The sequence below is a fragment of the Cognatishimia sp. F0-27 genome, assembly GCF_020667845.1.
Lineage (GTDB): Bacteria > Pseudomonadota > Alphaproteobacteria > Rhodobacterales > Rhodobacteraceae > JAFMPQ01.
Genome location: NZ_JAFMPQ010000013.1, coordinates 74,430 through 94,167 on the forward strand (window position 1 = coordinate 74,430; position 19,738 = coordinate 94,167).

Below are 19,738 nucleotides of genomic sequence, written 5' to 3' on the forward strand. Positions count from 1 at the left end.
CATTGTGTCCATGTTGGTTAGTCCTGTTGGTCGGCCTGCGCCGGATCGGTTTCCGCGTCAGCGGTGGGCTCGTCGTCGGCCGGTTCGTCGGCATCCGGATCGGTGGCCGGGTCGCTGGTCTGCGCGATGCCGGTCTTGGTGACGCGGCGCGGGTCGCTGTCGAGCACGAGCCCCAGCGCGTCTAGCTTGGCGTTGGTCGCGGCGATCTCGGAAAGCACCGCATCGGGGTTGCGGCCCTGTCGGGCGATCACCTCGGCCAGCGTCATGGTGCCCGAGCGGATCGACAGCAGGTTGGCCATCGCGTCCTTTTGCGGATCGACCGCCTCGAACTTCGGCGGCGACCATTCGACCGGCACGTCCGGTGTCGGGATCTGCCCCGCCGCCCAAGCAGCCTCGGTGAACCAGCGCCAGACCGGCGCGCAGAACATCGGGATGAACAATTGCCACTGCACCGCGTCGATCTGGCGGCGAAACTCCACCAGCCCCGCCCGGATCGAGGAATAGTTGACCTGGCTGAGATCGCCGGTCAGCAATTCATAGGGCACCCGGAACCCGGCCGAGATGGTATGGAGGCTGGCCCGCTTGTATTCGCCGTAGCCGCCGGTGGCCGAGGGCTGGTTGAAGCGGATGTCCTTTCCGCCGCGCGCATAGGCGATGAGCCCCGGTTCGAACTGCTCGACCCGGTTGCCATCCGCGTCGACGACGGAGGGCGCGATGCCCTGCTGCGCTTCGTCGTCGCCAAAGACGATAGCGGTGACGCAGGCCTCCGTCTTCTTGCGGACGAGTTCGGCGACCTCGTAATCATCGAGATCGCGCAAGCTGCGGATCACAGGCGCGCCCCAGGGAACGCCGCGGGCCTGCGTGCGCTGCTTCTCGTACACATGGGCGATCTCGCTGGCCGGCACCGGGCGGCTCTGCAACCCGTTCTGCAATGCGCCATAGGCATCGCCCGGATGCTCGGCATGCAGCCAATATGCCCGGCGCTTGCCGACCGGGTCGAACTCGATCCCTTGCACTATACGTCCTGTGCCGAGCGCGCTGGATTTCGTCGCGTCGAGAAAGTCGGCCTCGAGCACCTGTACTTGCAGCGGCACTGCAAGGCCGTCTGAAGATCGGCGAAGACGCCGGCGTACGAGTACCTCGCCTGCCTCGACCATCTCACGGCAGATCAGTGTCTGCAGGCCATAGAAGTCGAGCTGGCCATCGGCGTCGGCCGTGTCAGACCATAGCGCGAAGAGCGCATCTACCTTGCGGTCCAGCTTGTCATTGCCGCTGGCGGCGCGCGGCATGATGCCCGCGCCCACGATGTTGTTCACCAGAACCGCCACGGCCTTTGCCGCGTGCGGATTGTTGCGGACCAGATCGCGCATCCGGTCCCGCAAGAGCGCCCCCGCCACGGCAACCTCGGTATCAGCGGAAGTTCCTGGCGCCCGCCAACCTTCGGTGCGCCGCCCCTTGGCTGCGCCATCATAGCCACGCGTCAGGGTTTCGAACGCCTGCCTGGCGAGGACACGGCGCGCTGCCGTTCTCGGAGCTACCGAGGCAATCGCATGATCAAACCAGTTCACGGACATCAGCGATCACCGCGCGAGAAGCTCGCGAGCCCGGCGACAGGCAATGGCCGGGTTGTCCCCGCGATGGCCCGCTCAATCGTGCGAATACGCGCCAGCAGATCCTCGGCCGAGCCGTAGTCGACTGATTTACCGTCGTAGCTGACCCGGGTCGTGCCGCTGGCATAGGCCCGGCGTAGCGCCGAAAGCTCGGTTTCCGTCCAGTCGGTCATGTCAAAACCATCCTCCACGCCGACCGAGCCAGTCGGATCTGCGTTTCCCCTGCGTTGCCTGCGCCTGTCGATTGATCTGTCCCGCGGGATCCGCAGAGGTATCGGCAACTCCAAGCTGATCCTCGAGATCGCGCCATTTCTCGTCCGTCCAGCGATCCGCGCCCGCAATCCAGGCGGCCGCCCGGGCATAGATCCGACAATCCAGCGCCTCGTTACGTTCCCGAAGCTTTTGCCATTCCAGCCGGGCGAAGCCGCGCTTCGTGCGGACCGTCACCAGTTGCTCGGCCACGAACTGCTTCAGCCATTCGTTCTCGACCCAATGCGGCAGATGCACCGTGCCGGGTGGGAACACTGCGCCGTCAGCACGTTCTTCGTCGGTTGGCCGTTCCAGCCGCAGAAACCGATAGGTATCGGCCTTGAAGGTCGATACCGCCACGGTCCAGAGCCGCGCCCCGCGCCGCAGCCGCTTGCCGCCTTCAGTCGCGTCCACATAGGTTGGGCCCGACACCGGGCTTGCCCGGTTGAACCCTTCGACGCCCTTGACTGGTGCGACTTGCGCGAACCCTTGCGCCCGTGACCAACCATAGACCGCGGGGGCCTCATACCCTGTATCGATGGCAAGCCGCGCGATCTTCAGATGCGCACCACGCTCATGCGACCACGTCCGGCCAAGCAATTCGGTCAGGTCGCCCCAGGCCTCATGCCGGTTGGGCCCGCCTTCGATCACGATGTGATCGACCAGCCAACTCTCGAGGCCACGGCCCCAAGCCCAGACATCCACCTCGATCCGGTCTTTCTGAACGTCGGCTCCAGCGGTCAGGAACAGCCCGCCCGCAGGGACGATGCCCGGTTTCCAGCGTTCCCGCCGGTCGTAGAGCCGCTGCCAATCCGGCGCTTCGCCGGTTTCGACCCAGGTCTCGCCGAGGATCGTGTTGCGGAAGGCCTTGATCGCTTCGTCCGATCCTTGGGCCGCATCCCACGCTCGCACAATCCGCTCCCAGCTCAGCCAGCCAATCGGCGAATAGAGCGCCGAGAGGTGATATCCGACCGTGGTCGGATCGGCGGTTGTGGCGGTCGCCCGCCATTCGCCGCCCTCCAGCATCGCGGTCTTGTGGTGTTCGGCGATTGCCGCGTCGCAGCCCTCGCAGTGATATTCTGCCGTCTCCGGCTTGCCCTTCTGCCAGCGCAGCCGTTCGAACTTCAGCCATTGCATTTGCTGACAATGCGGGCACGGCACGAAGAACCGGCGCTGGTCGCTGGCCTCGTATTCCCGCTCGATCCGGCTCAGCCCCCGGATTGTCGGCGTCGAGACCAGGAACACCTTGCGCCGATGGGCGAAGGTCAGCGACCGCGCCTCGGCCAGCGTGACCGGGTCGCCTTCCTCGTCGGCCGAGGCGGGATAAGCGTCAACCTCGTCGAGGAAGATGTACCGCGCCGGTGTGGACCGCAGCCCGACGGCCGAGTTGGCCCCGGTCATGATCAGAATGCCGCCCGCGAATTCCTTCGACAGCATGGTGTTTCCCGCGTCGCGAGAGCGCGCCGGTTTGACCCGCTCCCGCAGTTCCGGGCTTTCATCGATCAGCGGGTCGATCCGCTGCCGCGAGTTGCGTTTCGCCAGTTCCACCGTCGGCTGGACGGCGAGCATCGGACCCGGTGCCTGGTGGATCGCAAAGCCGATCCAGTTGTTGCCCGCTTCGGTTGCGCCGACCTGTGCGGCCTTCATGAAGACGATCCGCTGTGTCGGATCGCCGGGTGAGAGCCGATCCATAATTTCGCCCATGTAAGGCGTGCGCGCGGTGCGGTACCGCCCGGGTTCGGCCGATGCGCGGCCGGAAAGCATTCGGTGCCGATCTGCCCATTCCGATACCGTCAGGTCCGGGTCAGGCGTGAGGCCCGCACCCCAGGCGCGCAGGATCTCTGCCGCGCCGTCGAAATCCGGCATATCGTCGGCATCACCGGAGATCGGGTTTGACCTCGGCGAGATCGTCGAGCTGGGCACGGACATGTTTCTCCAGAACCTTTTGCATCGCGGCGGGCTCAACGCCCAGATCGGCCGCCATCAGCGCCGCCGCTCGCGACGGCCAGTTGACCCATACGTCGCGCTCCTGCCGCGCCAGCCGGAAAACCAGCGACAGAGCGCGGGCGCGGTCGATCAGCTCACCTTTGAGCTTCTGCAGTCGTAGGCGGCGCTCTTGTGCTTTCAAAACTTCGTTGGCCGTCTTGGCCTGCAGGAACGTGGTGCCGCTGCCCACCGACGGTGTCGCCATTCCCTGTTCGCGCAGGGTCTCGCCCACAGCGGACACCGCAGCCTCGGGTACGGGCTTGAGTTTCGGCTGGGGCGCTTTGCGGGTCTTCGACGGATCGGTCGCCTGCGCGCGCAAAGCATCGCTGGCCTCTGCGTCAATGCTGCCATCCCCGTGCAGCACGAGCCGTCCCGTCGCCTTGGCCTTCTGGATTGCCCCGCGCGAGAGGCAAACGCGGGCAGCGTATTGGCGCTCGCTCAGACCCTCCATTGCGCGCTCCGATTATCATTCAAAATCATGTGCTTATGTAGTTGATAAGCCTCCGCACCAGAGCGAACGTGATCCTACGAAAACGATGCAACTCACCAAGGAGCCGCCACGATGACCTGCCTGAACCCGCAGACAACGCCCCGCCACCAGCTTCGTGCCGAGAAGGCCCGGCGCAACAAAGAGGCGGCTTTGAACGCTTTCATCGGCAAGAAGGCCGAGATCGACGAAATGCTGGCGCGCTTAACAAGCCTCAGCGACGACCACTTCAACGCTCACCCCGACGAGATCAATTGGGGCCATGTCGGCACCCTTGAGCATTACGCCAGCCTCCTGAAGCGCATCACCGACAGCGCTTTCAGCGAACGCGAGCACGCGGAGTGAGCCCCATGGAAACCAGCACCATCCGCATCGCCATACGGGGCCTCAACGAGCCTTGGGATACCAGCCGCATCCCGGCCGTTCTCGACGAAATCGAAGCATCGCTCAGAGAGGAAGCCAACGTTTCGGCGCGCCTTACCGCCGACAGCATGACAATCGCAATCGACGTCGCCACCGACCGACTGCCCGACGCCGCAGCGCTCCTGCGAGACCTTGGCCTGATCTGACCTCGGGCAGACGCCCGAACTCCGGCCGCGCGCCCTGCGCGGCTTGGGGTCGTAGAAGACCGCGACGGTCGCGGTCCGAGAACGGAGACGACCCCATGACCAAGCTTTCCGACACCCAGACAATCATCCTGTCCCGCGCGGCCCAAAACGGGGACCGCGTTGCCATGCCGCTGCCCGACAGCCTGCGCGGTGGAGCCGCCAACAAGGTGGTCAGCGCGATGCTCGCCAAGGGCTTCCTCAAAGAAGTCGACGCCGACTTGCGCAACGGCGAGCCTGTTTGGCGCGAAACCGGCGACGGCCACGGCGTCACGCTGATAGCAACCGACGCTGGCCTCGCCGCCATTGGCATTGAGACTGACAGCGCGGAAACCAAGCCGACCGAGGATGCAGCCCCCAAGACCCGCACGCCGCGCGAGGGCACCAAGCAGGCCACCCTCATCGCCATGTTGCGCGCGCCAGACGGCGCGACCATCGCGGAAATCATGACCGCGACCGGCTGGCAGTCGCATACGGTGCGCGGCGCGATGTCGGGCGCGCTCAAGAAAAAGCTCGGGCTCGAAGTGACCTCGGTGAAGATCGAGGATCGGGGGCGCGTGTACAAACTCCCTGCCGCCTGACGCACCGGACACCAACAATTTGCTGGCCGCCGTCCCTCTGGGGCGGCGGTTGCTCATTTGGCGCTTCGCATTCGGATCGCTTCGAACACCCGCCGCAGGGCGAAGGATCGCGCGATGCTCACCACAGTGAAGATCGCCCCCATTTTCAGGTTCTGCGCCAGCGTCGTATGCAGGCCGAAGATCGGAAAGATCAGGATCTGCGTGACGACCGCTACACCGTAGCCGATGAGCACATTGGCGACGGCCTCGATCAGCGACATGAAGCGCGACTGCTTCATGCCACCACCTCATCCATCGGCCAACAATTGAGCAGCGAGAGTTCGTAGCGCATGCGCGGCAACCAGTGGGACCACGCCGTTGCCGCAGAGCCGAAGGCGGTCCACCCGGTGGGCCAGCCCATCAGCGCCTCGACGAATGCTGGGTTCAACGTCCGGCGCGGCTCGCAGGTATCGCTCCCAGCCGTCGGCGTCGCCAGGACCTGGCGGCCAAGCAGGCCGTTCACCGGCGTGTTCGCCAATGTCGTCGCCCCATCCTTGTGATCCCGCGCGGTCGGCGTCATCCACATGCGGCTGGCGCTGGTCAGGTCGGCCGATTTGCGGTTGCCCGCGCTCGGTTTGTTCCCGTCCGTCGCCATCGGCGTCGGCCAGTCCCGGGCCATCCCGTCCAGCCCCTTCTCGTGCTTTCGGTCTCCGCCCCGGCTCCGGAAGCTGTCGGTCTGCGGCGTCGGCCACATCGCGGCACTCGTTGCAAGGTTCATCCCATGCTTGCCTGCTTCTTGCGAGGGCGTCGGTTTCGTCTGCCGGTTCTCGTTCGCACTTGCCCGTGGCGTTGGCCAGAGGCGCAGCATCTCTGTCCGGTTCCCGCCCATCGACCGGGTTCCAGAGCAGGCGCGCGGGGTCGGCCAGTTGGTCGTGCTCGCGGATGGCGAGGATGAAGAGCCGCTCGCGCTTGTGCGGCGCGCCGACTTCCGCCGCTGTAAAGAGGCCCGCCGCAAGGCGGTAGCCCATGCCGACCAATCCGCTGGCGACTTCGGGGAATCCGAGGCGGAGATGATGGGCGACATTCTCGAGGAAGACGAAGGGCGGCTCGATCTCGCCGATGATGCGGGCAACGTGCGGCCAGATATGCCGTGGGTCATCCGCGCCCTGTCGCTTGCCCGCCACGGAGAACGGCTGGCACGGATATCCCGCAGTAACGATGTCCACTGCGCCGCGCCATGGGCGGCCGTCGAAGCTGGCAACATCGTCCCAGACAGGTGCCGGATCCAGGGCCGGCTCTTCCATCCGTGCCACGAGAATGGCCGCGGCGTAGGTTTCCCGTTCGACATGGCCCACAGTTCGATATCCGGGCATAGCGATGGTGAGCCCGAGGTCGAGCCCGCCCGCGCCGGAGCAGAGGGAGAGGCCGAAGAGGCACGCGTCTGTGGCTCCGGAAGCGTGTCCGGAGGGATGTAAAGCCAGGTCATGCATCGCCTCAGCGCGGGTTGGCCGTCAGATCGGCGAAGCTTTGTTCGGTCCCGTCCAGCACGGCCTCCTGGCCGGTGAACTGCTGCCACCGCTCCACGGCGACATCGACGTAAGCCGGATTGAGTTCGATCCCGAGGCACACGCGGCCTGTCGTTTCGGCCGCGATCAAAGTCGTCCCAGATCCCATGAATGGCTCGTAGACAGCTTGGCCTGGGCTGGAATTGTTCAGGATCGGACGGCGCATGCATTCGACGGGCTTCTGGGTCCCGTGAACCGTCTCCGCGTCCTGATCCTTGTTGGCGATCTGCCAGAGCGTGGTTTGCTTGCGGTCACCCGCCCAATGGCCCTTGCCGGATTTCTTTACGGCATAGAGGCAGGGTTCGTGCTGCCAGTGATAGTCGCCGCGGCTCAGCACCAGACGATCCTTGGCCCAGATGATCTGAGACCGGATGTTGAAGCCGGAGGCCTCGAGGCTGTCGGCAACCGTGGTCGCATGCAGCGCACCGTGCCAGACATAGGCTACATCGCCCGGGAATAGCGCCCAGGCCTCACGCCAGTCGGCACGGTCATCATTCAGCACCTTGCCGGTGCGCTTGGTGGCGGCAGCCCCTGCCTTGTTGCGCCAGCCGGGATCGTATTCGACGCCATAGGGCGGATCGGTCACCATCAGCCGCGGCTTCACGTCACCCAGCAGGCGTTTCACGTCGGTGGCCACTGTCGCATCACCGCAGAGCAACCTATGCTTGCCGAGCACCCAGAGATCGCCGGGACGGCTGATCGGGGTCTCGGGAGCCTCCGGAACGTCGTCCTCGCCCTCGCGGGATGCGGTTTCAGGGTCGACATCTCCGGCCAACAGCGCTTCGAGTTCAGCGTCATCGAACCCGACCAAGGACAGGTCGTAGTCCTCGGCCAGCAGATCGTTCAGCTCGGCCGACAGCAACGCTTCATCCCAGGTCCCGAGTTCCGTCAGCTTGTTGTCCGCGATCCGGTAGGCCCGGCGCTGCGCCTCGGTCAGATGACCCAGCACGATCACCGGTGCGTCGGTTAGCCCGAGCTGCGTGGCGGCCAGGACCCGGCCATGGCCCGCGATCAGCTCGCCGTCGTCAGCAACGAGGCACGGCACCGTCCAACCGAACTCGGCCATGCTGGCGGCGATCTTCGCAACCTGGTCCGCGCCATGCGCCTTTGCGTTCTTGGCATAAGGCTGGAGCTTAGCCAGCGGCCAGGTCTCAATCGCGTCCGGGGCAAAGCTCAGGGTCATGCGGATCGGTTCGCCTCAATCGGGTGGACTCCGGACACCGGCAGCCAGCGTGGACTCCACGAGGGATCCAGCGGCCACCAGGCGTGTCCGGGGCCAAAGGTTTGTTTTGTTGTGGTTTTCAGCAGATCGCGGGTGGATGCCCGCGCGGGTGGCTTCCCAAAAAACCGGCCCTGTCGCTAGCGATATTGCGCGCTTCGCCCGCCCGTATACGTTTGCGGCCAGGAAGGACCCGTAAAGTCAGTTGGTTAGCCTCTTGGACCCCGGCTGGATCCCTTTCTGGACCCCGGGGTCCAGCGGCGCGGGCCGTCCCGCGCGCGCCTCTCCCGAGTATATCCCTTTTCTAACCCCCAGCCGGGCTTTCTGTCTCATCGAAAACTGTCCGCCGGACACTTTCCTAGTGGTTGCGGGCGCTTACGCGCCAGCGGCCAGTTCGATCACGCGGCGCTTCGACATGTTGCGGTTGAACCGACGCCTGTTGAGGGTGAGCGCTATAACGGAAATCCCGAATTGCCAGTGCTGGTGGGCGGCAGAGCGCTGCAAACCGACCGCCCAGCAGATCTCCTTCCAGCGTTCGCCATGCGCCTTCATCCAGACGATCTTGCCGTCGATGGGCTCGAGGCAGGCGGTCCAGGTAAGCGTCTCCTCCATCCGGCTGATCGCCTGCGGCGAGGGCAGCACGCGCATGGGCTTGGGCTCCTGGCCCACCTTGTCGGCAAAGCTGTAGACCATCTCGGGCCACGTGCTGAAATATCCCTGCCTGCGCGGCTCAGGCAGGCGCTTCAAGACGAAGGCGGCCTCGGCCAGCCGCTCTTCGACCAACTCGGGTGTCCAGTCTGTCATTGCGACACCTCCCGATCTCGCGGGCATTGCCCGTACAGCTTCTCGCCGAGTTGCCGGACCAACTCTCGTTCCGGCCAGGTCAGGCGGTGATCGTCGATGGCCACGGCCAGCAGGCCTTGCTCCTGCCAGCCATCGCGCTTCACATCGTCAGGGCTGCGGCGGTGCCCGCCATAGCCCTTGGGCACGAACCTCATTCCGGTCATTGCATGCCCCCCTTGGTCTCCAGCGCCCAGAACAGGATCGCGATGGCGTCGGCCTCGTTGTCGTCAGCCGGACTGAACCCACGCGCCCGGGCGGATGCGATCATGGCCTCCTTGTTGGCATTGCCCTTGCCGGTGGCGAAGCGTTTGATGGTGCCGACGGGAACGCCCTCGTATGGCACGCCGCGCATCTCGGCCCATGCGGTCAGGGTGGCCATCAGGCCCCCGTAGACGTGGGCTGCGTCGGTGCCCGCGTGGCGGCGGACTTCCTCGAACCAGATGGCGGCGATGGGTCCGGAAAGCCGGTCCAACTCGCCTAGCCAATTGCTGAAGCGCAGGTAGCGCATGCCGCCACCGTCAAAGCGGCTGGGACGGAAGGACACGGTGCCGCTGGTGATCAGCCCGTCTGCGCCATGCAGGGCCCAACCTGTGGTCGTGCCGAGATCGAGCGCGAGCAAGGTGCGGTCAGCGCGGAAGGCAGGCGGCAGATCGGGGATTGCCTCCTGCATCCTGGTGGTCAGAGTCGCTTCAGCCATCGTGGTCTCCTTTTCGGGTTGGCTGCGGGGGTGGAAGACGACGGCGGTCATGTGCTTGGCGGTACGGGCCGCCGTCGTCGGATCGGAATGTGCAGGGAGCGTCGGAGCCCGCGCGCGCGGATACCCCTCGACGTATGGGAGGAGAGGCCAAACCTGCCGGTTGGCCTCCCCATACGTAGTATGGGGGCTTTCATTGTTCGTCCTCCAATCAACGTAAGATGCTGAATTCATTTGGGTTTCGAGGACGTACAGAGGACGTACAAGAGGACGAACATGTTCGACCTCCTCTTGCTCCAAGTGATTGATTTCGTTGGATTGAGGTCGAACAGCGGCCGAGGTCGAACATATTTGTCCTGGGGTCGAACAGAGGACGTACAAGCCAAAATCAGGCATTTTCATCCTCCCGGATCGACCAATCGGAAGGGTTCGCGAGGTCCATGCACTGTCCGTTGGAGGGCGATTTGTAGTGGCTCGGGACGACCGGAATGACGCTGTCCAGGACCTCTCCGGTCTCGGGATCGATCCGGCCCTTGTGGCCGAACACCATGCCTTCGGCGCAGAGGTAGCCGAAGCGCGACCGGACCACGGAGTGGCCGAATGTCGTGCCGTCGCGCAGGAAGCGGATGTCGCCTTTGGTAGCCAGCACGTTGATGCGGTCGCGGATGGTGAACTGGCTGCCAAGACCGCGCTGGTTCTCGAACGCCTCGCGAAACTGGGTCGAGGTGTAGAGTTTGCCCTCCGCTGCCTCGTCGATCAGGATCGATAGGATGACATCGCGCTTGCGGTCTCGCTCGGCATCATGCTTCGCACCCACCTCCTGGCGGACGAGGCGTTCGTTCATTGGGTTGATCTCGACCCATTGGCCATCGACCTTGTCGATCACCTTGGGCGGCAGCGCGGGTCCATTGCGCAGCTCGATCTCCAGCTTTCGTTGCGAGCAATCCTCGTCGGGCCGATGCAGGATCAGGCCGGAGGTGTAGAACCCGCGAAGTGCGCTGGCGCCCGAAAGCGCGAGGAACGGATCCTCCTTCACCTGATGCTTGCTGAGCTTCTTGGTGTGATGGATCAGGATAACCCCGCAGTCGCGGTCGATATGATCACGCAGCACCTCCACCCGTTCCTTGAGGAAGAACATCATGGCGGTGTTGTCGTTCTCGCCGCCGCCATCGGGCCCGCCGTCAAAGAGGTTCCGGATCGGGTCGACGCAGAGGATGTCGGGCGGCGCATCCGGGAACGCTGTTTGAACGGCGCGAGCCACCCGCACGCTGCCCTCGTTGTCGAGCAGCATCTTGAGTTTCGGCGTGGCGACAAATGTGTCGCGCGCAGCGGCCAACACTTCTGGTGGCAGAGCGATCTGCTTCAGGCGTTCGCGCAGATAGTGATACTGGATCTCGGCCTGCAGATAGAAGATCCGCAGCGGCCGCGGCGGGGTGAAGCCGAGGAACGGCACGCCTGCCGCCATGTGCACGAGCCAGGAAATCAGCAGGTCGCTTTTGCCAACCTTGGGCGCGCCACCCAGCACCAGCAGCCCGCCCGGCGTCAGAACGCGCGGTGCGATGATGTCCTCTGGCATGGGGCTCTGGTCGTCCAGCAGCGCGCCGAGCGTGAAGGCAGGCATCTCCAGCGGCCCCGGTGCGCCGGAGTCCAACCGGATCAACGGCGGCCCGTACTTCTCGACATGCCGGTCCCAGAGCCGCTCGGACTCGCGCTTGAGCCGTTCGACTGGCCACTGGGGTCGAAGCATTGCAGCGTTGTAGCCGCAGATCCCTTCCCAGCCTTCGTCTTTTGTCATCCGGCCCTCGTGGACCATACGGATGAAGTGCCCGATCGCGGCCGACGCACCCTCGAATCGGGACCAATCGTCCTGCGCCCCCTCGCGCACCGGGGTCACCAGGACCTCGTCCATGGCGGGCTTGTCGGGATGGGTGAACTCGGGTTGCAGCGACACCCCCGGGGCGGGCGGCATGTCGGTCACGGCCTCGATGAACTCGGCCAGATCACGCTCGCGGTCGACGTTCAGCTCGACGATCCGAACCTGCGTTTTCAGGCTGTTCTTGTAATAGACCGAACCCGCCACACGGATCGGTTGATGCGCTGAGCGGAAGTGCATGTCGCCGTCTACCTTGGCGGCAATGTCGCCGCGCAGACGGCATACACGTCGAATGTCATCCCCCTCGGCGGGCTCGGTCAGCGCCCACCAGACGTGGCACTTCCGCTGGCCCTCCGGCGTCACACCACCGCTTTCCACCACCATCGTCGGCGCGCCGAGATGGCGCTCCAGATGGGCGCGCTTGGCAGCGATATCGCCGGTGTCGAGATCGACCACGACGGTCTGCATCTGCAGGATTTCTGCTGCCTTGGCCTGGCCGGGCGCGGCCACAGTGCCGGGGATCACATAGACGGCTGCGCCCTCGCGTGAGGCCCATGTTGCGAAGGTCGCCATCTTTTCGGGCGCGGCCTGATCCGCCTCGAGCCAGATGTTGTGCGGGCGGCCATCGATGCCCTGACCCTTGTCGATGAAACTGCGGACCGGGATCAGCCCGTCGCAATAGCCGAAGACGACTTGCATGAACTGCGCGATCTGCTCGGGATCGGGCTCATCGCCGAACACGTCGATTTGCGGGGCGGCATCGTTGAAATCGCGCCACGGGTTGAAATGGACGATGTTTTCTTTGGGGGTGGCTGGCGTCGTGTCGTCGCGCATGCCTGTGTCCTGGTCGGGATCTGATGGATCGGTGGGGTCGTCGGTCACGCAGCCAGCCCCCAACACCGCTCGGCATGGGCGCAGAACCGGCATTCGAAGAAATCCCGGTTGGCGGCGATACGGGGCAGCAACTCGCCCGCGTCAGTGGCCTGCAGGATCCGCACGGCGCGATCGGACATGCGCTGCGCCAGGTCGGCATCGAAGGGCACCAGCTCGTGGTACAGCTCGGCCGTGTCCTTGTTGATCGCCGTGAACAGCGCCGGTGCCGTCGATATCCCCGGCACCGAAGGTTCCATGTAGGCCTGATAGATTGCGATCTGGGCGGCGTAGACAGGCTTGGAGACCGTCACGCCATCCTTGACGCAGGCGCGCCAGTTCTTCGCGTTCATCGTCTTGCATTCCCAGAGTGCCGGAGCGCGCATGCCAAGCGCTGCTGGGGCATCAGCGATGATCCCGTCGACGTGGCCCCGGATACGACCGCCCGCGACAGAGAAGCCGAACTGGCCGCCATCGCGTTTTTGGGTGACCAGATCGATACCAGCGGCCCGCAGCCAGCGGATCGCCAGATCCTCGAGCTGGTGGCCTATGGCGAATATCCGCAGCGTCTGGCCGCTGAAATCGGCGCCGTCATCCTTCGGCGCACCGGCGAACTCAAACTGCAGCGCGCGTTCGCAGGCATGACCCAAGCGGGACGCGCCGAGATAGGTCCGGGGCGGCGTGGCCTCGCGCTCGGCGATGAGGGCCGCGTCGACCAGTGTGTTGATCCGCTCGGCCACGGAGGGGCGTGGGTTGAAGTCCAATGTCAAAACGGGATCTCCGGCGCGTTTGATTTGGCAATGTCGGCCATGGCCTCGCGAAAACCTTCAACGGCCTCCTCGATCAGGGCGCGCACCTGTGCTTCGGTCAGATCGGCGAATGCGGTTTGCCAACCGATCTCATCCATAAGCAGCGCGACGCGTTTCATGGTGGCGGTGACGGCGGCGCGCTCTTCTTCGGTCAGATCAACCATGGCAAAACGCTCCCGCGCCAAACGCGTCCAGGAGTCTTGGCAGGGCATCGAGCAGAACCAGACCGATGGCCGGGGCCGCTTCGACCGGACCGGATCGCGCCAGCCAAAACCACGCGTGGGTTGCCGACAGACAGCACAGAGCGTTCCACGCGGATGCCAGAGACGCCGCCGCTCCTCGGTCGTGATGGGGGTTGAATAGGTCATGGATCATGCCGCCCTCCGTTCAGGACCAGCCACCGCATTTACCGCTGCCTGGATGGCGCGCTTGTTGAAGCCGAACGTCATCAGCGCCGAGGCGCGATAGCGCGTCAGGCCGAAGTCGTGACGGCACTCCGGCGGCAGGTATTTCAGCTGCTTGTCGGTCGGTGGCTGGCGCAGCCATCCGCGTGTCTTGAAGGCGCTTTCATCACTCTCGTGGGTGTTCAGCCAGTCATCAGCCTGCGCGAGGCAGACGGTGCGTTCGCCGACGCCCAACAAGCGTGGCCGCTCGCCCTTAGCCCCGCCGATGGCGTACCAGACCCCGTCCATCCAGAAGATGCCGCCCCAGGCCGTAAAGCCCGTGGCCATCAGCGCATCGTCCGTCCCGAAGAGATCGACCCATGCGAAACTGGACCGTTTCAGCAGATCGATCTCGGTCATGACAAAGCCCGAGAGCGGCACTGCGTCCGCGCCGGTTTCGCCCTCATCCTGCAGCAATACCTCGCCGCAGAGCGGGCATTCGGTGGCTGCGAGCGGGATCTCCGCTGCGCAGGCCGGGCAAGTTTTCGTCGGGGCCTCGCCGGTGCCGGTCTTGCCATCCAGATCGACATCCTGTTCCAGCGTGCCGTGGATCAGGCTCGACGTCCCGAAATCCAGTACGACACAGTCGGTCTTGACGATGCCGGGGTGCTCCTCGGGATCGACCGTGCGCAACCCGCGCCCGATCATCTGGATCATGGTGGATTTGTAGGAACTGGGCCGCAGCAACACGACACAAGACGTCGGCGGATGATCCCAACCCTCCGTGAGCACGGCCACGTTGACGACCACGCGGGTGATGCCTGCCGCGTAGTCGGCGAGAATGGCCTTGCGGGTCTCTGCCGCCAGATCGCCATGGATCAGCCCGGCCGTGATCCCCGCGGCACGGAATGCCTCGGTCACATGGTCAGCGTGAGCGACGGTCGAGCAGAAGACAACGGTCTGCCGGTCGCCGGCCTTCTCACGCCAGTGGCGGATCACCTCGTCGGTGACCGGCGCGCGGTCCATGATGTCCGCCACCTCAGTCATGTCGAAATCCGCGCTGGTCTTGCGGATCGATTTCAATTCCTCCTGCACGCCCACATCGATCACGAAGGTGCGTGGCGGCACGAGGTGACCCGAGGCGATCAACTCGCTCAACCGCACCTGGTCGGCGACATTGTCGAAGACCTCGCGCAGACCCTTGCGGTCGCCCCGGGTCGGCGTTGCCGTCACCCCGAACACCCTCGCGTCGGGATTTGCATCGCGCACCCGGTCGATGATGCGGCGATAGCTGTCCGCCACCGCGTGATGCGCCTCGTCGATCACCAGCAGATCGAGGCGTGGCATGTCGGCCAGGTTCGACATTCGTGCCAGCGTCGGCACCATTGCGAAGGCGACCTGGCCGCCCCAGCATTTCTCGGTTGCATCGATCACCGAAGTCGACACGTCCGGCGCCACGCGCTGGAACTTGGCGCGGTTCTGCGCCGTGAGCTCGTCGCGATGGGCCAGAACACAGGCTTTGGCACCGTCGCCGATCATCTCGCCGGTGACCGCCGAGAGCATGATGGTTTTTCCCGCGCCGGTGGGTGCCACGCCGAGCGTGTTGCCGCGGGAGGCGAGCGCAGCAACACTGCGCTCGACAAAGGTTTTCTGGCGGGGGCGAAGGCGCATGACCGATCCCCCTTACTGTGCCCAGCTCGGCCGCCCGGGGGCACCGGGGTTGGCTGCTGGCGGATTGGACGAGGACGTTGGGGCGGCAGCATTCTGCTGCGGAGTGGCCCCCGGCCCGGCGTTACCACTGAACTGCAGGGGTGCAGTTCCCATGACCTGCGCATAATCGCGATGGTCAGGCGTGACCGCGCTGCGGATCTCGTTCTTGTCGTCACCGCTTGCATCGGTGCCGATATCGATGCGGGCGATGAACTCGATCCCGTCCAGATCGGCAAAGCCGCTAATGCGCCGCGCCGCCTGCGCCTCCGCCGACATGTCCTTGTCGGAAATGCCGCGCGCCGAGTTCAGCATGCCGCGCACCAGGCTGCGGCCCATGTTGGTCCAGTCCGGACCCTTGGGGCTGTAAAGCCCGATCAGCGTGAAGACCTTGCGCCGGGCATAGGGACCCTCGGTCACGGTGAACTCGCCATTGAGATAGACAGCACCCGTCGAGCCGCGCGTGGCATAGCCGCCGGTCCAGCCCTGCGAGGCATCGTCGAAACCGCCGGGACGGATGGTCAGGCGCACCTTTGCCAGCGTGCCCTTTGGGATGAGGTTGGTGTTGCTCTGCGCGTCGTTGAAATCGTTCCAGGAACCCATGGGGAACCTCCTTTTCTGATCAGGATTGCGGTTGGGATTGGTCGTCACCGGCCGGATCGGCGGGTGGCGGGGTGTAGGTCAGCCGGTCGGATGCCGGGGCTGCGGGCGTCCGGATCTTCGCCATCAGGCGGCCGAGATGAGGTTCTTCGACTTGGTCCAGGCGACCGGATCGATCTTTCGCCGGAAAGCCCCAGGGGTTGATCGTCTGGCAGACAAAGGCGCGATACGGATCGCCGCCGTCGGCCTTCAGCTCCGCCATGGTGATCACCTCATCGACGATCCCCGGAAGCTCGAGCCCGGTCTTGGACCCGTCGATTTGCGGCTGGAACACCTTGCGATTGAAGTCGTCGAGCTTCTCGTCGAGGATCCCGACGAACCAGACATTCTTGGCCCGCGTGTGCTGCAGGTGGGTCAACCAGCCGATCATCTCGCGGCCGTGCAGACCGTAGGCACCGCGCACATCCGGCTTGCCGGTCTTCTCCGACAGCGCCTCGGGCTGGCCCTTGCACCAACCGAAGCACAGCCGCCCCGCCACGGTGATCGAGTCCACGAAGATCGTGTCGTAGCGATCGAGTTCTGCCGGATCACCAAAGCGCTCGCACACGGCGGCATAATGCGCCGGGCTATAGGGCTGCTCATCCCGCAAAGCCGGGTTGGGCCCGCCAATGAACACCGCGAAATCCCGGCATTCGGTCCAGGTGCGCGGCCGGATGCTGTCGCCCGTCCAGCCTTCGATGGCCAGATCCCCCGCTTCGAGATCCATGAACAGCGTGCGTTCAGGGTCGAGGGTCCAGAGCAGCGACGTTTTCCCAATGCCGGATTTGCCGAAGATGCAGCCCTTGATCCCGCGCGGCTCGGCCAATCGCTGGTCGGCGCTGATGATGGGGAGGCTCACTGGTCTGCCCCCTGCGCGAGGATCTCGACCTTCAGCGTGCCGGGCCGGACTGTGCGTGCGGGCTCGAAACCCTGCCGGATTGCCTCGGGCCAGGCCGCGTATTTGCGCTCAGGAACTTTGAAAGCGAGATCGACATATTCGGCCGGATCGTCCCCGGCATCGCGGATCCGCGCGACCATGTCGGCCAGCCGGTCCTGATCCCAATCCACCCGCTTCGGCAGATCCGCAACCACGGTGAAATCGCCGTCATCGAAACGAACCGTTCCAGTGTCCTTGCTTGCGGCCTGGCGTTCTTCGGCGGCCCGGGTGGCGTAGCGAACGGCCAGTCCGGCATCGAAGCGTGTCTTGGCGGCCTTGTCGCGTTTCAGGTGTTCGTCGATCTCGCGCTGCAGGATTGCCAGAAGCTCAACCGGCAGGGCCGCGATTTCGGCTGCGCTGAGGGACGGCAGATCGTCGGGCGTGGGGGTGTTCTCGGGGAAAGGCATGAAATGGTCTCCGTGATCGGTGAAAAAGGATTGGAAAGCGGGCATCACGCGGCCTCGAGCAGGCGGACTGACAAGGCGGCACCGCTGGATCGGGGTTTGGGCCGGGCGACGGCGATGTAGGCGAAGTGGTCGGGGCCGATCCGCGCCTGCACGAGATGGACAAGGTTCTGCTCAGCCGCGCGAAGGGCGGCTGCCGCGACCTGGCGCAAGGCGCGCTGACGGTCGGCAGGAAGTTTCGACAGGACGGCGGTGGCATCGACCGCGAGAAACCCGCGGTGATAGATCAGCGTCTCGCCGGGTTCGGCCTGCGCGATCCAGGCGCAGAGTCCGACCTCGTCCAGACCGTTAGCGGCGCAAAACGGCACCACCCGATCGACCGCGAAATCATCGAGCCGGACCATCATGCGGCACCGACATGCGCATCAGCGCCGGTGCTGTGGCGCAGCTGGTCCTGCTCGAATGCGGTGATATCCTCCATGCGGTAAACCACACGGCCGCCCAGCTTCATGAACTGCGGGCCTTCTCCGGCCCACCGCCACCGCTCCAACGTGCGGTGTGAGATGTTCCACCGTCGGGCCAGTTCTTTCTGATTGAGGTGTTTGAGCTGCATCTTCGTCTCCTGTCGCTCGCTGCGTTGGGAGGAAGATGCAAAATCCTGCTGTGGGATGTCGTCAGGATCGAAGCGGGATGCGGAGGGGGATCAGTTTGAGCCTTGCAACTCAACGGCGAACGCCGTGGCGGGGGATGGTGATCCCACTCTCATCCCCTTGCGCATCCCACTGTGGAGCCGGAGGGACGCGCGCACCCGAAGGAGTCAGACCGGAATCAGCCGCAGTTCAGACGGTAGTTGCCGCGACCATTCGATTCGATCAGCGACCGCCACTGCTTCTGGGATTTGAACACGTCGGACATCTTCAGGCTCTTCGAGCCCGCTGCCGACAGGATCGCCTTGCCGCTCTGCCAAGGCTCACCGCGGCGCGCAGCCTCATGCAGCGCACGGACAACCTGCGCTTGGATGGGGCCAAGGCGGAACTGATGCCCGCCGCAGCGCACCTCATGATAGTCGGACGACGCGCTGAAGACAGGCAGCTGCGGTCCGGTCTCTGCGCCGGAGAACCCGGTCTCCGCTTCAAAACGATCACGTTCCTCGCGCCTTAGCAGCAGATCTCCGATCATCACGAAGATCGGCTCAGCTTCGCCATAGAGCGTTGCATAGGACGCGCGCGGCGTACGAAAATCGCTGAGATGAGCCTCGCTGCACCGGAAAAGTTGGAAGACGTCCTGCGCATAGAGATCCAGCAGTCCGCTATAGCGGCTCTGCTCCCACGGAACGCGGAACCGCTCCCCGTTGCCGGTATCCTCGTAATCACCCAGCTCAAGCGGAATGCCGAAGACGCGCACCGACAGCCGCAGCTTGTCGTTCTCCGCCAGATAGATCAGGTCGGCCTCGGAGATGGACCAGCGATCAAGGATCTCCGGCAGAGTAAAATACGCCTTCTCGATCTCCATCTGACCCCCGATTCCTGCCATTGAGTGTTTAGGGTTTGTTCTAAATCCTTGACGGCCTCCGATCAATCCTGTTTTATCCTATTTGATCCACAGCTCTCTGGGGAAAACATGACCGAGCATCACACGCTCTCCGACCGCCTTCGCGCCCGCGCCCAGCAACTCGGGCTCAGCCCTGCTCATGTCGCAGAGATGGCCGGGGTCAATCGCTCCTTCGTCTACGACATCCTGCGCGGCCGCTCTGCACGCCCCGGCATCGACAAGTTGGCGGAGGTCGCCCGCGTGCTGAAGGTCGAGAGAGAGTGGCTTATCCACGGCATCGGCGAGGTGGAGGGCGCGCCGCCCTTCATCGAGAACCCGGATGAAACCTTCGTCGCGATCGCGCATGCCAGCCCGCGCCCGTCAATGGGAGGCGGCGCTGTTGTGACAGAGGATCACGACACACCGGGGCGCGCCTATCACTTCCGCCGCTCCTGGATAAAGGGCAGCCTCAAGGCCAGCCCGTCGCAGCTTCGCATCATGCATGTCGAGGGCGACAGCATGGCGCCAACGCTCTTGGACGGCGACGCCGTGCTGGTTGACATGACCCGCCGCGCACCCAACCCGCCCGGGATCTTCGTGCTGGACGATGGCATGGGGCTGGTCGCCAAGCGGCTCGAGCATGTGCCAAACAGCGATCCGCCCGCTGTGCGGGTGATTTCGGACAACGGCTTCTACAGTCCATATGAGCGCAGCGCCGAAGAAATCCACATCATCGGCCGCATCCGCTGGTTTGCGCGGGAGATTTGA

25 protein-coding genes and 1 pseudogene are annotated in these 19,738 nt (G+C 64.7%); 4 read left to right on the forward strand and 22 right to left on the reverse strand.

Translation table 11 applies throughout. The features are described from left to right. Positions 1-17 precede the first annotated feature (17 nt). From J1C49_RS09090 to J1C49_RS09105, 4 genes are read right to left on the reverse strand one after another with little or no spacing between them, the layout of a single operon-like run. Positions 18-1,574 (reverse strand): phage portal protein, encoded by a 1,557-nt coding sequence (locus J1C49_RS09090; RefSeq protein WP_227445506.1) that lies wholly within the window; start codon positions 1,572-1,574, stop codon positions 18-20. Next, positions 1,574-1,783, reverse strand: a complete 210-nt coding sequence (locus J1C49_RS09095) for a phage head-tail joining protein (protein WP_035036272.1) — start codon at positions 1,781-1,783, stop codon at positions 1,574-1,576. Before J1C49_RS09095 ends, J1C49_RS09090 begins: the two co-directional genes overlap by 1 nt. Before the next feature lies 1 nt (position 1,784). Further along, positions 1,785-3,788: a phage terminase large subunit family protein gene (locus J1C49_RS09100; RefSeq protein WP_227445507.1), complete on the reverse strand. Its 2,004-nt coding sequence runs from the start codon at positions 3,786-3,788 to the stop codon at positions 1,785-1,787. Next, positions 3,736-4,296, reverse strand: coding sequence for a hypothetical protein (locus J1C49_RS09105; RefSeq protein WP_227445508.1), 561 nt, complete (start codon positions 4,294-4,296; stop codon positions 3,736-3,738). Before J1C49_RS09105 ends, J1C49_RS09100 begins: the two co-directional genes overlap by 53 nt. Positions 4,297-4,407: 111 nt before the next feature. On the opposite strand from J1C49_RS09105, the gene J1C49_RS09110 reads away from it, so the two are divergent. From J1C49_RS09110 to J1C49_RS09120, 3 genes are all read left to right on the forward strand, one after another. Then, a complete protein-coding gene (locus J1C49_RS09110; RefSeq protein WP_227445509.1) occupies positions 4,408-4,677 on the forward strand; it encodes a hypothetical protein in 270 nt (89 codons plus the stop codon). A 5-nt stretch (positions 4,678-4,682) separates the two neighbouring features. After that, on the forward strand, positions 4,683-4,901 hold the full coding sequence (locus J1C49_RS09115; protein WP_227445510.1) for a hypothetical protein: 219 nt from the start codon (positions 4,683-4,685) through the stop codon (positions 4,899-4,901). Between the two features lie 95 nt (positions 4,902-4,996). Further along, positions 4,997-5,518 (forward strand): DUF3489 domain-containing protein, encoded by a 522-nt coding sequence (locus tag J1C49_RS09120; protein ID WP_227445511.1) that lies wholly within the window; start codon positions 4,997-4,999, stop codon positions 5,516-5,518. Positions 5,519-5,571: 53 nt separating this feature from the next. On the opposite strand, the gene J1C49_RS09125 is transcribed toward J1C49_RS09120, so the two are convergent. The 18 genes and pseudogenes from J1C49_RS09125 to J1C49_RS09210 all read right to left on the reverse strand — a co-directional run bounded on the left by J1C49_RS09125 (position 5,572) and on the right by J1C49_RS09210 (position 18,952). After that, entirely contained in the window at positions 5,572-5,796 is a 225-nt protein-coding gene (locus J1C49_RS09125) for a hypothetical protein (protein ID WP_227445512.1), read from the reverse strand. Beyond that, entirely contained in the window at positions 5,793-6,275 is a 483-nt protein-coding gene (locus tag J1C49_RS09130) for a hypothetical protein (RefSeq protein ID WP_227445547.1), read from the reverse strand. The genes J1C49_RS09125 and J1C49_RS09130 overlap by 4 nt, the downstream gene beginning before the upstream one ends. 208 nt (positions 6,276-6,483) lie before the next feature. Next, positions 6,484-6,987, reverse strand: a pseudogene (locus tag J1C49_RS09135) (DNA cytosine methyltransferase); the annotation flags it as partial. A gap of 4 nt (positions 6,988-6,991) precedes the next feature. Continuing rightward, positions 6,992-8,245 (reverse strand): site-specific DNA-methyltransferase, encoded by a 1,254-nt coding sequence (locus J1C49_RS09140; RefSeq protein WP_227445513.1) that lies wholly within the window; start codon positions 8,243-8,245, stop codon positions 6,992-6,994. Between the two features lie 411 nt (positions 8,246-8,656). Next, complete coding sequence (locus J1C49_RS09145) at positions 8,657-9,085, reverse strand: DUF6362 family protein (protein ID WP_227445514.1); 429 nt, start codon at positions 9,083-9,085, stop codon at positions 8,657-8,659. Then, positions 9,082-9,279, reverse strand: coding sequence for a hypothetical protein (locus J1C49_RS09150; RefSeq protein ID WP_227445543.1), 198 nt, complete (start codon positions 9,277-9,279; stop codon positions 9,082-9,084). Before J1C49_RS09150 ends, J1C49_RS09145 begins: the two co-directional genes overlap by 4 nt. A gap of 5 nt (positions 9,280-9,284) precedes the next feature. Further along, positions 9,285-9,794, reverse strand: a complete 510-nt coding sequence (locus tag J1C49_RS09155) for a crossover junction endodeoxyribonuclease RuvC (protein ID WP_227445544.1) — start codon at positions 9,792-9,794, stop codon at positions 9,285-9,287. A gap of 412 nt (positions 9,795-10,206) precedes the next feature. Beyond that, positions 10,207-12,525 carry an AAA family ATPase gene (locus J1C49_RS09160; protein WP_227445515.1) on the reverse strand — a complete coding sequence of 773 codons (2,319 nt, stop codon included), beginning with the start codon at positions 12,523-12,525 and terminating at the stop codon, positions 10,207-10,209. Positions 12,526-12,569: 44 nt separating this feature from the next. Next, a complete protein-coding gene (locus J1C49_RS09165) occupies positions 12,570-13,331 on the reverse strand; it encodes a hypothetical protein (RefSeq protein ID WP_227445516.1) in 762 nt (253 codons plus the stop codon). Next, positions 13,328-13,534 (reverse strand): DUF6511 domain-containing protein, encoded by a 207-nt coding sequence (locus J1C49_RS09170; RefSeq protein ID WP_227445517.1) that lies wholly within the window; start codon positions 13,532-13,534, stop codon positions 13,328-13,330. Before J1C49_RS09170 ends, J1C49_RS09165 begins: the two co-directional genes overlap by 4 nt. Continuing rightward, a complete protein-coding gene (locus J1C49_RS09175; RefSeq protein ID WP_227445518.1) occupies positions 13,527-13,745 on the reverse strand; it encodes a hypothetical protein in 219 nt (72 codons plus the stop codon). Before J1C49_RS09175 ends, J1C49_RS09170 begins: the two co-directional genes overlap by 8 nt. Continuing rightward, entirely contained in the window at positions 13,742-15,424 is a 1,683-nt protein-coding gene (locus J1C49_RS09180) for a DEAD/DEAH box helicase (RefSeq protein WP_227445519.1), read from the reverse strand. Before J1C49_RS09180 ends, J1C49_RS09175 begins: the two co-directional genes overlap by 4 nt. Before the next feature lie 12 nt (positions 15,425-15,436). After that, complete coding sequence (locus J1C49_RS09185; RefSeq protein WP_227445520.1) at positions 15,437-16,063, reverse strand: hypothetical protein; 627 nt, start codon at positions 16,061-16,063, stop codon at positions 15,437-15,439. Between the two features lie 19 nt (positions 16,064-16,082). Next, positions 16,083-16,958: an ATP-binding protein gene (locus J1C49_RS09190; protein WP_227445521.1), complete on the reverse strand. Its 876-nt coding sequence runs from the start codon at positions 16,956-16,958 to the stop codon at positions 16,083-16,085. After that, the gene (locus tag J1C49_RS09195) at positions 16,955-17,443 is read right to left on the reverse strand and encodes a hypothetical protein (protein ID WP_227445522.1); all 489 of its coding nucleotides are present in this window, start codon (positions 17,441-17,443) and stop codon (positions 16,955-16,957) included. The genes J1C49_RS09190 and J1C49_RS09195 overlap by 4 nt, the downstream gene beginning before the upstream one ends. Before the next feature lie 44 nt (positions 17,444-17,487). Then, positions 17,488-17,844, reverse strand: a complete 357-nt coding sequence (locus J1C49_RS09200; protein WP_227445523.1) for a hypothetical protein — start codon at positions 17,842-17,844, stop codon at positions 17,488-17,490. After that, positions 17,844-18,053, reverse strand: coding sequence for an AlpA family transcriptional regulator (locus J1C49_RS09205; protein ID WP_227445524.1), 210 nt, complete (start codon positions 18,051-18,053; stop codon positions 17,844-17,846). The genes J1C49_RS09200 and J1C49_RS09205 overlap by 1 nt, the downstream gene beginning before the upstream one ends. A gap of 215 nt (positions 18,054-18,268) precedes the next feature. Then, entirely contained in the window at positions 18,269-18,952 is a 684-nt protein-coding gene (locus tag J1C49_RS09210) for a hypothetical protein (RefSeq protein WP_227445525.1), read from the reverse strand. Between the two features lie 108 nt (positions 18,953-19,060). On the opposite strand from J1C49_RS09210, the gene J1C49_RS09215 reads away from it, so the two are divergent. Then, entirely contained in the window at positions 19,061-19,738 is a 678-nt protein-coding gene (locus tag J1C49_RS09215; protein WP_227445526.1) for a S24 family peptidase, read from the forward strand.

What these genes read in the sequence shown, in the direction of transcription:
- J1C49_RS09090 (WP_227445506.1), bottom strand. Translation starts at nt 1,574, where the DNA reads ATGTCCGTGAACTGGTTTGATCATGCGATTGCCTCGGTAGCTCCGAGA.
- J1C49_RS09095 (WP_035036272.1), bottom strand. Translation starts at nt 1,783, where the DNA reads ATGACCGACTGGACGGAAACCGAGCTTTCGGCGCTACGCCGGGCCTAT.
- J1C49_RS09100 (WP_227445507.1), bottom strand. Translation starts at nt 3,788, where the DNA reads ATGTCCGTGCCCAGCTCGACGATCTCGCCGAGGTCAAACCCGATCTCC.
- J1C49_RS09105 (WP_227445508.1), bottom strand. Translation starts at nt 4,296, where the DNA reads ATGGAGGGTCTGAGCGAGCGCCAATACGCTGCCCGCGTTTGCCTCTCG.
- J1C49_RS09110 (WP_227445509.1), top strand. Translation starts at nt 4,408, where the DNA reads ATGACCTGCCTGAACCCGCAGACAACGCCCCGCCACCAGCTTCGTGCC.
- J1C49_RS09115 (WP_227445510.1), top strand. Translation starts at nt 4,683, where the DNA reads ATGGAAACCAGCACCATCCGCATCGCCATACGGGGCCTCAACGAGCCT.
- J1C49_RS09120 (WP_227445511.1), top strand. Translation starts at nt 4,997, where the DNA reads ATGACCAAGCTTTCCGACACCCAGACAATCATCCTGTCCCGCGCGGCC.
- J1C49_RS09125 (WP_227445512.1), bottom strand. Translation starts at nt 5,796, where the DNA reads ATGAAGCAGTCGCGCTTCATGTCGCTGATCGAGGCCGTCGCCAATGTG.
- J1C49_RS09130 (WP_227445547.1), bottom strand. Translation starts at nt 6,275, where the DNA reads ATGAACCTTGCAACGAGTGCCGCGATGTGGCCGACGCCGCAGACCGAC.
- J1C49_RS09140 (WP_227445513.1), bottom strand. Translation starts at nt 8,245, where the DNA reads ATGACCCTGAGCTTTGCCCCGGACGCGATTGAGACCTGGCCGCTGGCT.
- J1C49_RS09145 (WP_227445514.1), bottom strand. Translation starts at nt 9,085, where the DNA reads ATGACAGACTGGACACCCGAGTTGGTCGAAGAGCGGCTGGCCGAGGCC.
- J1C49_RS09150 (WP_227445543.1), bottom strand. Translation starts at nt 9,279, where the DNA reads ATGAGGTTCGTGCCCAAGGGCTATGGCGGGCACCGCCGCAGCCCTGAC.
- J1C49_RS09155 (WP_227445544.1), bottom strand. Translation starts at nt 9,794, where the DNA reads ATGCAGGAGGCAATCCCCGATCTGCCGCCTGCCTTCCGCGCTGACCGC.
- J1C49_RS09160 (WP_227445515.1), bottom strand. Translation starts at nt 12,525, where the DNA reads ATGCGCGACGACACGACGCCAGCCACCCCCAAAGAAAACATCGTCCAT.
- J1C49_RS09170 (WP_227445517.1), bottom strand. Translation starts at nt 13,534, where the DNA reads ATGGTTGATCTGACCGAAGAAGAGCGCGCCGCCGTCACCGCCACCATG.
- J1C49_RS09175 (WP_227445518.1), bottom strand. Translation starts at nt 13,745, where the DNA reads ATGATCCATGACCTATTCAACCCCCATCACGACCGAGGAGCGGCGGCG.
- J1C49_RS09180 (WP_227445519.1), bottom strand. Translation starts at nt 15,424, where the DNA reads ATGCGCCTTCGCCCCCGCCAGAAAACCTTTGTCGAGCGCAGTGTTGCT.
- J1C49_RS09185 (WP_227445520.1), bottom strand. Translation starts at nt 16,063, where the DNA reads ATGGGTTCCTGGAACGATTTCAACGACGCGCAGAGCAACACCAACCTC.
- J1C49_RS09195 (WP_227445522.1), bottom strand. Translation starts at nt 17,443, where the DNA reads ATGCCTTTCCCCGAGAACACCCCCACGCCCGACGATCTGCCGTCCCTC.
- J1C49_RS09200 (WP_227445523.1), bottom strand. Translation starts at nt 17,844, where the DNA reads ATGGTCCGGCTCGATGATTTCGCGGTCGATCGGGTGGTGCCGTTTTGC.
- J1C49_RS09205 (WP_227445524.1), bottom strand. Translation starts at nt 18,053, where the DNA reads ATGCAGCTCAAACACCTCAATCAGAAAGAACTGGCCCGACGGTGGAAC.
- J1C49_RS09210 (WP_227445525.1), bottom strand. Translation starts at nt 18,952, where the DNA reads ATGGAGATCGAGAAGGCGTATTTTACTCTGCCGGAGATCCTTGATCGC.
- J1C49_RS09215 (WP_227445526.1), top strand. Translation starts at nt 19,061, where the DNA reads ATGACCGAGCATCACACGCTCTCCGACCGCCTTCGCGCCCGCGCCCAG.